9 protein-coding genes (1 of these 9 only partly in view) are annotated in these 13,681 nt (G+C 73.6%); 2 read left to right on the top strand and 7 right to left on the bottom strand.

Annotated elements, in window-relative coordinates:
* Window positions 1–23: 23 nt before the first annotated feature.
* Together ACWDRR_RS29830 and sbnA are read left to right on the top strand one after the other, a co-directional pair.
* Window positions 24–296, top strand: a complete 273-nt coding sequence (locus ACWDRR_RS29830) for an acyl carrier protein (protein ID WP_449775345.1) — start codon at window positions 24–26, stop codon at window positions 294–296.
* Window positions 297–307: 11 nt separating this feature from the next.
* Window positions 308–1,279 (top strand): 2,3-diaminopropionate biosynthesis protein SbnA, encoded by a 972-nt coding sequence (gene sbnA, locus ACWDRR_RS29825; RefSeq protein WP_449775344.1) that lies wholly within the window; start codon window positions 308–310, stop codon window positions 1,277–1,279.
* A gap of 68 nt (window positions 1,280–1,347) precedes the next feature.
* On the opposite strand, the gene ACWDRR_RS29820 is transcribed toward sbnA, so the two are convergent.
* From ACWDRR_RS29820 to ACWDRR_RS29790, 7 genes are all read right to left on the bottom strand, one after another.
* Window positions 1,348–3,054, bottom strand: a complete 1,707-nt coding sequence (locus ACWDRR_RS29820) for a fatty acyl-AMP ligase (protein ID WP_449775343.1) — start codon at window positions 3,052–3,054, stop codon at window positions 1,348–1,350.
* Window positions 3,051–3,797 carry a thioesterase II family protein gene (locus tag ACWDRR_RS29815; protein WP_449775342.1) on the bottom strand — a complete coding sequence of 249 codons (747 nt, stop codon included), beginning with the start codon at window positions 3,795–3,797 and terminating at the stop codon, window positions 3,051–3,053. Before ACWDRR_RS29815 ends, ACWDRR_RS29820 begins: the two co-directional genes overlap by 4 nt.
* Window positions 3,798–3,829: 32 nt before the next feature.
* A complete protein-coding gene (locus ACWDRR_RS29810) occupies window positions 3,830–4,792 on the bottom strand; it encodes a TauD/TfdA family dioxygenase (RefSeq protein WP_449775341.1) in 963 nt (320 codons plus the stop codon).
* Between the two features lie 12 nt (window positions 4,793–4,804).
* Window positions 4,805–5,749: a TauD/TfdA family dioxygenase gene (locus tag ACWDRR_RS29805; RefSeq protein WP_449775340.1), complete on the bottom strand. Its 945-nt coding sequence runs from the start codon at window positions 5,747–5,749 to the stop codon at window positions 4,805–4,807.
* A gap of 98 nt (window positions 5,750–5,847) precedes the next feature.
* Window positions 5,848–7,092, bottom strand: coding sequence for an MFS transporter (locus ACWDRR_RS29800; protein ID WP_449775339.1), 1,245 nt, complete (start codon window positions 7,090–7,092; stop codon window positions 5,848–5,850).
* Entirely contained in the window at window positions 7,089–8,048 is a 960-nt protein-coding gene (locus ACWDRR_RS29795; protein ID WP_449775338.1) for an ornithine carbamoyltransferase, read from the bottom strand. The genes ACWDRR_RS29800 and ACWDRR_RS29795 overlap by 4 nt, the downstream gene beginning before the upstream one ends.
* A 41-nt stretch (window positions 8,049–8,089) precedes the next feature.
* Window positions 8,090–13,681, bottom strand: the end of a protein-coding gene (locus tag ACWDRR_RS29790) for an amino acid adenylation domain-containing protein (protein ID WP_449775337.1). The gene runs 16,446 nt beyond the window's last position; 5,592 of the gene's 22,038 nt are visible here — the last part of the coding sequence; its start codon lies beyond the right edge, outside the window — the gene reads right to left on this strand; its stop codon occupies window positions 8,090–8,092.

Below are 13,681 nucleotides of genomic sequence, written 5' to 3'. Positions count from 1 at the left end.
ACTCCGGAAACCTAGGAAGAACCATGACAACCAGCTCGCTCAACTCGCCCAAGTCCCTCCCGGAGACGACCTCCTGGCTCATCGAGCGGGTCGCCTACTACGTGCAGCTGCCGCCCGGGGACGTCGCCGCCGACGTCCCGCTCGCCAACTACGGCCTCGACTCGGTCTACGCGTTCTCGCTCTCCGCCGACATCGAGGAGGAGTTCGGCGTGCCGGCCGACCCCACCCTGCTGTGGGACTTCGAGACCGTCACGGCGCTCGCCGAGTACCTCGTGAACGGTGGCGGCCAGGAATGACCGCCCCGGTCATGCAGGGAATCACGGAGACCATCGGCGGCACTCCCCTGGTGGAGCTGGACGGCCTGGTACCGGGCTCCCGCTCGCGCGTGTTCGCCAAGCTCGAATGGTTCAACCCCGGCGGCAGCATCAAGGACCGCACCGCGCTGGAGATGCTCTCCGCCCGCATCCGCTCCGGCGAGCTGGACCCGGCGAAGACCACCGTCGTCGAGTCCAGCTCGGGCAACCTCGGCGTGGGCCTGGCCCAGCTGTGCCGCTACTACGGCATGCGGTTCGTCTGCGTCGCCGACATCCGCACGGTACGCAGCAACCTCGCGCTGATCGAGGCGTACGGCGGGCGGATCGAGATGGTCGACCAGCCCGACCCGGAGACCGGTGAGTTCCTCGCCGCCCGGCTGCGCCGGGTGCGGGAGCTGGTCGCCTCCGGCCCGCACGTCTACTGGCCCAACCAGTACGGCAATCCGCTCAACCCGCGCGCGCACGAGCGCACCATGCGGGAGATCGCCGAGCAGCTCGACCACAAGGTGGACTACCTGTTCGCCGCGGTCAGCACCTTCGGCACGCTGCGCGGCTGCGCCCAGTACATCCAGCAGAGCGGCATGTCCACCAAGGTGATCGCGGTGGACGCGGCCGGCAGCGTCATCCTCGGCGGGCAGCCCGGGCGCCGGCTGCTGCCCGGCCACGGCGCCGGGGTGCGCTCGGCCCTGGTGGACCTCTCGCTGGTCGACGAGGGGATGCGGGTGACCGACCTCGAGTGCGTGGCGGCCTGCCGCCGTACGGTGGCGCGCACCGGCGTGCTCGCCGGCGCCTCCTCGGGCGCGGTGGTGGCGGCCTACGAACGGCTCGCCCCGAAGCTGCCGGACGACTCGACCAGCGTGCTGTTCTTCCCGGACAGCGGCGAACGGTACCTGGACACCGTCTACGACGACGCCTGGGTGGCCCGCAACCTCGGCGAGGTCCCGGATCCCCCCGGGCTCGACTGAGCACGACGAAGGCGCGGTCCCCTCCCCCGGGGACCGCGCCTTCGTCGTCGTCGCGTCGGGGACCGGCCTCAGGCCGGCAGCAGTCCGCGCACCTCCGGGGACAGGTCGGCGAAGACCGGCTCCAGGCCGCCCGCCAGGAACAGCGAGCGCATCGTGCCGCGCTGGATCTTCCCGCTGGTCGTCCGGCGGACGGCGCCGCGGCGCAGCAGCACCACGTCGCGCAGCGGGGAGCCCAGCACCCCGGTCAGCTGCTTGCGGACGGCCGCGACCAGGGCGGGGAACTCCTCCGGCGAGGCCCCGGGGCTGATCTCGTGCGCCAGCACCACGCGCTCCTCGGGGACCTGCACCGCGAAGGCCGCGCCGACGAAGCCCGCCAGCAGCGGGTGGGCCGTGCGCGCCTCGTGCTCGACGTCCTGCGGGTAGACGTTGCGGCCGCGGATCACCATCACCTCCTTGAGCCGGCCGGTGATCACCAGCTCGCCCTCCCGCACGCTGCCGAGGTCACCGGTGCGCAGCCAGCAGGTGTCGTCGGCGGAGTCCGCCAGGCGGGCCCGGAAGGTCTCCTCGCTGATCCCGGGCCGGTTCCAGTAGCCCCGTCCGACGCTCTCGCCCCGCACCCAGATCTCGCCGGTCCCGCCCGGCGCGCAGGCCAGGCGGGTCACCGGGTCGACGATCTCCAGCTCGAAGCCGACCGGCAGACCGCAGCCGGCGAGTTCCCGGCCGCCGTCGGTGGTGAGGAGCGCGGGCCGCCGGCGCGGCGGCTTGGTCGAGACGTACACGGTCGCCTCGGCGAGGCCGTAGCCGGGCGCCATGGCCTCCGGGGCGAAGCCCGCGCCGGCGAAGTGCTCGGTGAAGGCGCGCAGCGTGGGCACGTGGATGGGCTCGGAACCGTTGATGACGCAGTGCAGGCTGGACAGGTCGAAGGTCTCCGCCTGCGCCTCGGGGACCAGCCGCACGCAGATGTCGAAGGCGAAGCTCGGAGCCGCGCTCACGCCGATCCGGTGCCGGTCGATCAGCCGCAGCCAGGTGGCCGGCCGCTTGACGAAGCTGGTCGGCGGCATCAGCACCATGGTGGCCCCGGACAGCACCGCGGAGCTGAGCATCGCGAACAGGCCCATGTCGTGGTGCATCGGGATCCAGCCGCCGAAGACGTCGTCCTGGCCGGCGCCGTTGGCCCGGCAGAACAGCTCGGCGTTGGCGAGGATGTTGCCCTGAGTGACCATCACGCCCTTGGGCTCGCCGGTGGAGCCCGAGCTGTACTGGAGAACGCCGAGGGTGTCCCGGCCGACCTCCGGCAGCGCGGCCGGCTCCTGGGCCGCGGTCTGCGCGGCGGCCCCGGTCTCCACGGCGCAGCCGTCGAGACCGGCCTGTGCGACCGTCTCGGCGAGGCCCCGGACCTCGCCCTCCTCGGTGAGGACCAGCGCGGGCTCGCAGTCCCGGAGGATCTGCTCGATCCGCGCCCGCCCCTGCGCCGAACCGCCGGGCGGCGGCACCGGAACGGCGACCATCCCGGCGGTCAGGCAGCCGAAGTAGGACTCGACGAAGTCCACGCCGCTGGGCAGCGCGAGCACGACCCGGCTGCCGGGCGCCAGCCGGGCGGCCAGGTGACGCGCCGAACGCTCGACCCGGGCGAGCAGTTCGGCGTGGGTGTACACCTCCTCGCCGTCCGGTCCGCCGTCCGGCGAGACGATCAGGGCCGGGTGCTCCGGCCGCCGCCGCGCGCGGTCGGCGAGGGCGTCGGGGACGTTCCGGTAACCGGAGAGGTCCACGGTCATGGCTTGCTCCCTTGGTCCGTCCACTGCCGCAGGGCCTGGGCCAGGACCTGTGCCAGGGGTTCGGGATTCTGCTCGAAGTAGAAGTGGCCGCCCTCGAAGCCGTGCACGGCGAAGGATCCGAGCGTGTGCCGGGACCAGTGCGCCGCGTCCTGCTCGGTGAAGGCCTCGTCCGCGTCGCCGACCAGGACGGTGAGCGGACAGGCCACCGGCGGCCCCGGGGCGAAGCGGTAGCGCTCGCTCATCAGGAAGTCGTTGCGCAGGATCGGCGCCGAGAGTTCCCACAGGTCGGGGTGGCGCAGCAGTTCGCTGCCGGTACCGCCGAGCCGGTCGACGGCCAGCCGGATCTCCTCGTCGCTGAACTCCAGCCCCATCGGTGTGATCCGGTCGGGGGCCTTGCGGGCCGAGACGAACAGCGCGGTGAGCGGCGAGGGGTAGCGGGGCCGCAGCCGGCGCGCCACCTCGTAGGCGACGGTCGCGCCCATGCTGTGCCCGAGGAAGGCGGTGGGCGGCCGGCCCAGGCCGGGGGTGAGGAGCTCGGCGAGGAGGTCGGCGAGTTCCTCGAGATCGGCGACGAACGGGTCCGCGAAGCGGTCCTGCCGGCCCGGGTACTGGACCGCCAGCACCTCGATCTCGGGCGCGAGCAGTTCGGCCAGCTCCCGGAAGGCGCTGGCCGTCCCGCCGGCGTGCGGGAAGCAGACCAGCCGGGCGCGCGCCGCGGTACCGCGCGGGACGAAGCTGCGCAACCAGGACGACTGCGCGGCTCGCGGGAAGGGTCTCAACTCGCCCGGGCCCCGGCGTCGGAGTCGGGCACATGGCCCTCGGTCATCGCGACCGCGATCTTGCGCGGGCCGGTGAACGGCTCGCGCGCGTGCGCCGCCAGCATGTTCTCGACGATCAGGATGTCGCGCTGCTGCCAGTCGAAGCGCGTGGACGCGGCCCGGTAGCAGTCGCGCAGGTGCGCGGTGACGTCGGCCGGGATCGGCGTGCCGTCACCGAAGTAGGTGTTGCTCGGCATGTCCTCCTCGTCGAACAGCGCGAGCAGGCCCTCCTGGACGTCCGGCGCGAGCGTCGTGTAGTGGAAGAAGGTCGCGTGGTTGAACCAGACCTCCTCGCCCGTGTCGGGGTGGCGGTGGATCGCCTTGCGCACGGCCTTGGTGCGCAGCCCGTCCGCGCCGCGCCACTCCACCGTGAGGCCGCTGCGCTCGGCGTGGGCCTCGACCACGGCGCGGTCATCGGTGTTGAACACCGAGCGCCACGGCACGCCGAAGCCCTCGTGGAAGTTGCGCACGACCATCCAGCCCTTGCGGGCGAACTCCTCGCGCACGCCCGGGTCGATCGCCCGGTGGACGGCCCGGATGTCGGCCAGCGGCGTGGCGCCCCGGGTCTCCGGCGCGGTCTCGCAGTAGAACCACAGCAGCCGCGGCCAGGAGGCCTGGTAGGAGTTCTCGTTGTGCAGGAAGATCTCCTCGTTCGGCGGGTAGTCCGTCGAGGTGTAGACGTTCCCGAGGATCGAGTGCCGCGGCGAGGAGCGCTCGTTGTAGACCAGCGGGTCCCCGGAGAGGGTCCGCACGGCCTCCTGGAAGCCCGCGACCCCGTCGATCGGGAAGCCGCGCAGCAGCACCGCGCCGTGCTCCAGCAGCTTCCGGCGGATCAGGGGGCGCTCGGCCTCGAACACCTCCCGGGGGGCGCGGCTGTCCGTCCCGGCCTCGACGACGTATGCCAGGGTGTTGTCAGTCATGGTGCGGTTTCCTCACGCCTCGTCGGTTCCGGACATGGCCACCAGCACGCGGCGCGGGCCGTCGAAGGGTCGCCGGCCGTGCCCGACCAGGACGTTGTCGATCAGCAGCAGGTCCCCGACGTGCCAGTCCACGTCGACCGCCTTCTCCAGGCCCAGGTCGCGGATCGTGGTGACGTACTCGTCCGGGATCGGACTGCCGTCGGCGAAGGTGGCGGACTGCGGCAGGTCCTCGGGCGGCATGATCTGGGTGAGCGCCCGCGCGGTCGCGTCGCCGAGGCCCGCCGGGTGCCACTGGTCGGCCTGGTTGAACCAGACCTCGGCGCCGGTCACCGGGTGACGGACGAAGGCCGGGCGCAGCTGCTCGACGTGCAGGCCGCCGTCCGAGCGCCACTCCCAGGTGGCGGCCGAATCGGCCAGGAAGGCCTCGACCTCGCCGCGGTCCTCGGTCTCGAAGGTCTGCTGCCAGCTCTTGCCCAGGCCGTAACCGCCGTGCAGGTTCTGCTGGTAGCGCACGCCGCCGGCGAAGGCCTCGCGGATCTCCGGGCCGACCGACTCCAGCCACAGCTCGCCGTCGATCACCGGGGTCGCGCCGCCGGAGCCGGGTGCGGTCTCACAGTAGAAGGCCAGCCGGGTCGGCCAGCGCGAGGCGTACGACATCTCGTTGTGCATCGAGATGGCCAGCGCGGCCGGGTACTCGGTCGAGGTGTAGACGTTGCGGCCGACCTTCGTGCGCGGCGAGTTGCCGTGCACGTAGGCGAGCCGGTCCGGCAGCAACGCGTCGAGCACGTCGTCGAGTTCGCCGGGCGCGACGCCGAACCCGCGCATCACCAGCGCCTTCTCGGCGGTCAGCAGCGCGGCCAGGTCGATCCCGCGCAGGTACTCGACCAGCGCCGCCGCGTTCGCGGCGGTGCCGGTCTCGTCCGGGTTGAGCTCCCGGGGCTTCCAGTTGTGATTCACGTCCGTCCCTTCAACATGTGCCGGCGGGCACCGACTCCACGCTCCGCCCACCGCCTATAGGCCCTCTGCATCGTGTCCGGCGCCCGGACCGACCGCTGCTACTTGAGCGGCTCCCGGCCGGAGCGGACCGCCGGGCTCACCGCGGCGATCAGGGCGAGCAGCGCCATGAAGCCGGTCGCCACGCCGATCGTGGTGGTGAGTCCGGCGTGGGCCAGCGCGAAGCCGGCCGCCACCGCGCCCAGCGAGTTGGTGCCGGAGGAGAGCAGGCTCGCCACGCTGATCGCCCGGCCCTGCATCTCGTCCGGGCAGACCTTGGTCAGGTAGACCCCGGCGGCCAGGTTGGTGGTGGCGCCGACGGCGGCGATCCCGGCCGACAGCGCGCCGAGGACCACCGGGTTGGGGCTCAGCAGGATCATCGGGACCAGGGCCGTCCACACCACGACGGCGCCGAGCACGATCCGGGAGGCCGGCAGCCGGGCGAGCCACCAGCCGCCGGACATCGCGCCGAGCACGCCGCCGAGCCCGCCGACCACGCTGACCACGCCGAGCTCCATCGGCGAGCCGTCGTTCTGCTTGATGATCAGGACCACGGCGAGGTTGGTCGCCTGGAAGACCAGGTTGCTGCCGGCGACCAGGGAGATCGCCGCCCGCAGGAAGCGCTGGTTCCACAGCCAGACCATGCCCGCGCCGATCTCGGCCCGCAGGTTGCGCTCGCCGGTCGGCTTCCTGGCCTGCTGGAACTCGGTCCGGATGGCCAGCAGGCTGAAGCAGGCCAGCGCGCGGCCGGCCAGCGAGACCAGGAAGGGCAGCCACGGCAGCAGTGTGAACAGGCCGGAGCCGAGCGGACTGCCGAGCAGGCCCGAGGCCTGGCCGCGCGCCTCGTTGCGGGAGAGCGCGGTGGACAGGTGCTCGGGGCGCACGACGTTGCGCACCGCGGCACGCTCGGCGAGTCGGTAGAAGATCATCGCGCTGCCCTCGACGAAGGCCGCCAGCATGAGCAACGGGATCCACAGGTGGCCGAGCAGCAGCGCGGCCACCACCCCGGCCATGGCCAGACCCGCGCCGAGGTCGCAGGCGAGCATCACCCGTCGGCGGTCCCAGCGGTCCACCAGGGCGCCGGCCGGCAGCTGCACGACCAGGTTCGGCAGCTGCGCCGCGAAGGCCACCAGGCCCGCCGAGGCGATCGACCCGCCCTGCCAGAGGATCAGCAGCGGGAAGGCCGTGGAGCTGACCCGGCTGCCGAGCACGGAGACCCCGGCGCCGAGCCAGAGCAGGGTGAAGTCGCGGTTCTTCGAGAGCGGTTCCAGGGCCTCGCCCGGCTCGGCCACATCGGTCTTGGTCACAGCCGCCCCGCCAGGGTCGCACCGGACGGGACGACGGCGCCGTGGCGGCACCATTCGAGCACCGCCATCGCTCCGTACATCTTGCAGGCCGCCTGGTCGAAGGCGATGCTGCGCGGGCCGTCGAGCACGTCGGCGCTGACCTCCTCGCCGCGGTGGGCCGGCAGGTCGTGCATGAACGCCGCGTCCGGGCTGGTGCGCCAGAGCTCGCGGGTGACCCGGAAGGGCTCGAAGCCGCGCCGCCAGTCCGGGTCGGGCTTGACCGTGCCGGTGGTCTGCCAGCGGGTGGTGTAGATGACGTCGAAGCCCGAGGGGAGCGCGTCCGTGTCGTGGCGCTCGACGATCCGGGCGCCGGTCTTCGCGGCGCGTGCGGCGGCGAGTTCGAGGATCCGGGCGGGCAGCCCGTACCCCGGCGGCGTGCGCAGCTCCAGGTGGGTGTCCGGGTACCGCGCCAGGGCCAGCGCGAGCGCGGCCGCGGTGTTGTTGCCCTCGCCGAGGTAGAGGATCCGCAGGCCGCTGATCCGGCCGAACCGGCCCTGCAGCGCCGCCAGGTCGGCGATCGCCTGGGTGGGGTGCTCGTCGGCGGTCATCGCGTTCACCACCGACATGCCGCCCTGCCCGGCCCAGCCGCGCAGCTCCTCCGGTTCGCCGGCGGTGCGCGCGACCAGCGTGTCGAGCATCCGGGCGAACACCGCCCCGGTGTCCTCGCTGGTCTCCCCGGTGTTGGTCTGGAGGTCGTCCGGTCCGAAGGCGACGATCCCCGCGCCGAGGCGCAGCGCGCCGGCCGAGAAGGCGGTGCGGGTGCGGGTGGAGGTCTTGCGGAAGTAGATCCCGACCACCGCCCCGTCCAGCGGCCGGTGGCCGGCCAGGCGGCCCGCGCCGTGGTCGGCGGCGCGGGCGACCATGGCGTACAGGTCGTCGTCGGCGAGGTCCTCAAGGGATATCAGATGCCTGGTCATACGGTTCCTTTACCAGCGTCGTCGGTGGCGGTGGCCCGGGGTCAGCGGGTCTCGGGGCGGCCGGTGGCCGCCGAGGTGAACATCCGGACCAGGTGATCTCCGCCGGCGCCGGCCGCCAGAACGACGTAGCCCCGGCCGGAGCGCAGCTCGGCCATGGTCATCGCCCGGTGCCCGGTCAGCTCACCCGCGTGGCCGTACCAGACCGTGTCGCCCTCGGTGTCGAGCACCGTGCCGAGCCCGTAGAAGCTGCCCGGCGACTGCTCGGTGAGCAGCTCGGCGACGGTCCGCGGGCGCAGCAGCGCGCGCGGCCGGCCGAGACCGGAGCGGCGGATCTCCAGGGCGAACGCGGCCAGGTCGGCCGCCGTGGTCCACAGGCCCGCGGCCGCGGTGTCGGCGCGCTGCTCCCAGCCGCCCTCGACCGGCGCGCCCAGCGCGTCGTGGCCGTGGGCGGCCGTCCGGCCCTCGGGGAACTCCTGCCGGAAGGAGGAGTCCGTCATGCCCAGCGGTGTGAACACCAGCCGGTCCACCAGCTCGGCGAACGGCTCGCCGGTGGCGTCCGACATCGCCTGCTGGAGCACCGAGAAGTGCACGTTGGCCTTGCGGAACCCGGCTCCGGGCAGCAGCTCGCGCCGGACGCCCGGGCGGCCCTCGACCTCGCCGGCGAGCAGCTCGCGCAACCCCGGCACGGCACCGCCGCGCGGGTAACCCGCACCGGCCGTGATCCGCAGCCCGGACAGGTGGGCGAGCAGCTGCCGGACGGTGATCGGCGCGTCCGCGCCGTCGCCGGGGATCCGCCAGTGCGTCAGGTACGCGTTGACGTCGGTGTCCAGGGCGAGGACGCCCTCGTCGACCAGCCGCAGCGCGGCGAACGCGGTGACCTGCTTGCTGACCGAGCCCACCGGGAAGACGGTGTCCGGTCCGACCGGCCGGCCGCCCTCGCTCCGGGTGGAGCCGAAGGCCTCCAGCGCGGTCAGTTCCCCGCCTTCGATGACGGCGACCACGGCGCCCGGCACCCGGCCCTCGGCCAGCGCCCGCTCGACGGCGGCCCGGTCGACCGCGGCGGGCGCGGCCTGCGGGGCCGGCGCCGCGGGGGCCGGCTGCGCCGACCTGGCGGCGAGTTCGGCGTCGATGGCGGCGGACAGCTTCCGGACGGTGTCGTTCTGGTAGAGCATCGCCAGGCTGAGCGGCAGGCCGGCCCGCCGGGAGGCCCCGACCACCTGGATGACGATCATCGAGTGGCCGCCGAGCTCGGTGAAGGTGTGGTCGATGCCGACCCGCTCGTGGCCGAGCGCCGCCTCCCAGATCCGGGCCAGGTCCCGCTCGGTCGCGGTCTGCGGCGCGCTGTAGGGCCGTTCCTCGGCGACCTCGCCGGCCTGGGCGAGTGCCTCCCGGTCGACCTTGCCGTTGGCGGTCAGCGGCAGCTCCTCCGTCACGTGCACGGTGGCGGGCACCATGTACTCCGGCAGTCGCTCGCCGAGCCACTCGCGCAGCCGCGCGCCGTCCGGGCTCTCGCCGACCCGCGGGACGGCGTGGCCGACCAGCCGCAGGCCCTCGTTGCCCTCCTGGGCGACCGCGAGCACCACGGCCGTGGCCACCGACGGGTGGGCGGCCAGCGCGGTCTCGATCTCGCCGAGCTCGATCCGGTGCCCGCGCAGCTTGATCTGCCCGTCGCCCCGCCCGAGGAGTTCGACCTCGCCGCCGTCCAGGAGCCGTGCCCGGTCCCCGGTCCGGTAGAGCCGGGCGCCCGGCGCCCCGAACGGGTCGGGGAGGAAGGACCCGGCGGTCAGGCCCGGCCGCTTCAGGTAGCCGCGCGCCAGGCCCTCGCCGCCGACGAAGACCTCGCCGATCACGCCGACCGGGAGCCGGCGCAGCTCGTCGTCGAGCACGTACATCGTGGTACCGGTGTGCGGCCGGCCGATCGGCACCGTGTCGCCGCCGTACGCGGGGTCGTACTCGGCGGAGCTGTTGGCGACGGTCACCTCGGTCGGGCCGTACTCGTTGAGGATCCGCGCACCGCCCGAGAGCTCCGCCCACCGCCGGGCCAGCGCGCTCGGGAAGGCCTCGCCGCCGACCAGCACGATCGCCGCCAGGCCGCGGGCCTGCTCCCCGGTCAGCTGGTCGGCGAGGATGCCCAGGTGGGCGGGCGTCAGCTTGAGGAAGGAGTACGGGCCGCCCGCCGCCAGCCAGGAGCCGAGCTCGTCCAGGCCGAGGTCGTTCGGCATCATGTGCACCGCCCGGCCGCGCAGCAGCGGCACGTACAGCTGGGGCACCACGAGGTCGAAGGCCACCGAGGAGAACAGCGGCGCCGCTCCCTCGGCGTCGGCGGTGAGCTCGGTGACGCCGGCCAGGTAGCCGGCCAGCGAGCGGTGGGTGATCTGCACGCCCTTGGGGACACCGGTGGAGCCCGAGGTGTAGATCACGTAGGCGAGCGAGTCCGGATCGGTGGCCACGGCCTCGCGCGGGGCGGCCGGTTCGGGCAGCTCGCGGTCGACCACGACCAGCGGGACGCCGGAGAGCTCCGCGAAGGTCGCGGCGTACTTCTCCTCGGTCACCACGGCCACGGCGCCCGCGTCGGCGAGGGTCCGGCTCAGCCGCTCGGCCGGGTAGGCCGGGTCGAGCGGCAGGTAGCCGCCGCCGGCGCGCCAGGTCCCGAGGAACGCGGCGAGCAGGTCGGGCCCGCGGTCCAGGGCGACCGCGACCACCCGGTCGGTGCCGGCCGTCGGCGCCAGCGCGGCGGCGATCCGGTCGGCCCGGTCGGACAGCTCGGCGAAGGTCACCGCGTCGCCGCCGCGGACCACGGCCACCTGCTGCGGCGTCCGGGCGGCCTGCGCGTCGAAGGCGGCGAGCGTGAGCGGCGGCTCGGCGGACCGGACCGCGCCGGCGGCGAAGTCGAGCAGCCGGGCCTCCTCACCGTCCGGCAGGTGGACGGCACGGGCGTCGCCGTCCGGGTCCTCGGCCATCGCCGTCAGCACGGACCGGTACGTCTCCACCATCAGCTCGGCGGCCTTGACGGACATCGCCCGGGCGTTGGTGTTGAAGGTCAGCCGGCCGGCCTTGACCGCGACCGTCATCGGGAACTCGTTGGAGCTGAAGCAGAAGTCCAGCCGCCGGTCGACCGGGCCGTCCTCCTGCTGGTCGAAGTCGATGAAGCTGAAGTGGACGTCCATCAGGCGCGCGGTGTCGGCCGCCTCGTTCTGGATCGCCGGCATCGGGTAGTGCCGGTGCTCCCAGGTCCGGGTCTCGTTCTCGAAGACCTGGGCGACCAGCTCGCGCCAGGTGCGGGCGGTGCGGTCGAAGGCGAACGGCAGCGGGTTCAGGCTCATGCCGGCGACCTGGTCGGCGCCCGCGACCTCGGCCCGGACGTGCGACATCAGGCCGCTGAAGAAGGTGCGCTCGGCGGTGACCTGGCTGAGCACCTTCAGGTGCGCCGCGAGCAGCACGGTCTTGACCGAGGCCCCCGACTGGAAGGCCAGTGCGCGCAGGCCCGGCAGCAGCTCACCGAACTCGATGGAGCGGCGGAACACGTCGTCCGGCCCGGCCTCCGGGTCGCCCCACGCCGCGGGCAGCTCGAACTTCGGGTTCCCGCCGACCACCTCGCTCCAGTACTTGCGGTCGTCGTCGGACGCCAGGGCGCGCAGCTCGGCCGCCACCTGGTCGGCGAAGCGCATCCCGATGTCCCGGCGCGGCGGGACCTCGCCGCCGTCCCGCATCGCCCGGTAGAGCGCGAGCAGCTCGACCCGGAGCTGGAAGAAGCTCCAGCCGTCGAGGATCACGTGCGACTGCGAGAAGCTCAGCTGCCAGCGGCCGCCGGAGAGCTTCTGCACGATCAGCCGCTGCTGCGGCGCCTCGTGGTAGTCGACCGGCGAGTTCGCCTCGCCGTCGAGGAACGCGGCCAGGAAGGCCGGCTCCTCCTCCTCGCTCAGGTGGGTGGAGTCGTGGACGATCAGCCGCGGCTCGGCGGTCGCGTGCACCAGCTGCATCGGCACCGAGTAGGCGTCGAGGTCGAACGAGGTGCGCAGGATCTCGTGCCGGGCGATGAGCTCGGCCAGCGAGGCGCGCAGCGCGTCCTCGTCGAAGGGCTCCTCGTCGGTCAGGCCGATGGTCTTGACGATGTGGTAGTGCTGCTTGCCCTCGCTGGAGAGCATCTCGACGAGCATGCCGATCTGGTTCTGCGTCAGCGGGTAGGCGTCGGCCAGTCCGTCCGGCAGCAGCGCCCGGTCCTCCTCGCCGATCAGGGCGAAGGGCTCGACCCTGGTCCGCTCCTCGCGGATCTCGGTCCGGTCGGCGAGCGCCACGCACAGGCGGGCGACGGTGTGCTGCGCGAACACGTCGCGGGTGCTCGTGTTGAGGCCCTCGGCGCGCAGCCGGCCGGCGACGGCGACGGCGCGCACGGAGTCGCCGCCGATGTCGAAGAAGCTGTCGTGGATGCCGACCCGGGGCAGGTCGAGCACCTCGGCCCAGACCTCGGCGACGCGTGCCTCCAGGTCGGTGCGCGGGGCGGTGTAGGCGTGTCCCGTCGCGTCGGCCACGTCCGGCAGGGCCCGGCGGTCGACCTTGCCGTTGGCGGTCAGCGGGAGGGCGTCCAGCGGCACGTACGCGGTGGGCACCATGTACTCCGGCAGCGCGCCGGCGCAGTGCTCGGCCAGGTCGGCCGGGAGCTCGCCACCGGTGACGACGACGTAGGCCACCAGACGCCGGTCGCCGCCCTCGCCGCCGGCCGCGATCACCGCGGCCTCGGTCACCGCGGGGTGCGCGCGCACCGCCGCCGTGACCTCGCCCAGCTCGATCCGGTAGCCGCGGATCTTCACCTGGTCGTCCAGGCGGCCGAGGAACTCGACGTTCCCGTCGGCGTCCAGCCGGGCCAGGTCGCCGGTGCGGTACATCCGCGAGCCGGGGGCGCCGAAGGGGTCGGGCAGGAAGCGGTCGGCGGTCAGCGCGGGCTGCCCGCCGTAACCGCGGGCCACGCCGGTGCCGGCCACGAACAGCTCGCCGGCGCCGCCGGCCGGCACCTCGTCGAGGAACTCGTCGAGGATGTGCATCGCCAGGTTCGGCAGGGCGCGCCCGATCGGCACCACCCCGGGGCCGGGCAGCTCCGCGAGCGGGTTGACGCTGGTACCGACGGTCACCTCGGTCGGGCCGTACTCGTTGATCACCCGGTCGGCGCCGAGCCAGGAGAACCACTGGGCGGCCAGGGCGCCGGGCAGCGCCTCGCCGGCCACCACGACGACGCCGGCCAGGCGCGCGGCCTGGGCGCCGGTGATCTGCTGCGTGATGATCTCCAGGTGACCCGGGGTCAGCTTGAGGAAGGAGTAGGGTGCGCCGGCCAGCAGGGCCGGGCCGAGGTCGGCGAGTTCGAGGTCCTGCGGCAGCAGCCGGACCTGCTGACCGACCAGCAGCGGTGCCCAGAGGTTGGGGACGACGAGGTCGAAGGCCACCGAGGAGAAGACCGCGGAGCCGCCCTCGCCGGCGCCGCAGAGGTCGCGGGCGGCCCACCCGAGGTGGTTCACCAGGCCCTCGTGGGTGATCTGCACGCCCTTGGGCTTTCCGGTGGAGCCCGAGGTGTAGATGACGTACGCCAGGTCCAGCGGGTCCACCGCGGCCGGCTCGACCGCGGGTTCCGGCGCCGGAGCGGC

Source organism: Kitasatospora sp. NPDC003701, assembly GCF_053587085.1.
The sequence above is the reverse complement of the archived record's forward strand: the minus strand, read 5'-3'. Positions and strand labels throughout refer to the sequence as shown.

Bases quoted from the DNA above. Each gene is read 5' to 3' on its own strand.
- ACWDRR_RS29810 (WP_449775341.1), bottom strand. From the start codon at position 4,792: ATGACTGACAACACCCTGGCATACGTCGTCGAGGCCGGGACGGACAGC.
- ACWDRR_RS29830 (WP_449775345.1), top strand. From the start codon at position 24: ATGACAACCAGCTCGCTCAACTCGCCCAAGTCCCTCCCGGAGACGACC.
- ACWDRR_RS29820 (WP_449775343.1), bottom strand. From the start codon at position 3,054: ATGACCGTGGACCTCTCCGGTTACCGGAACGTCCCCGACGCCCTCGCC.
- ACWDRR_RS29795 (WP_449775338.1), bottom strand. From the start codon at position 8,048: ATGACCAGGCATCTGATATCCCTTGAGGACCTCGCCGACGACGACCTG.
- sbnA (WP_449775344.1), top strand. From the start codon at position 308: ATGCAGGGAATCACGGAGACCATCGGCGGCACTCCCCTGGTGGAGCTG.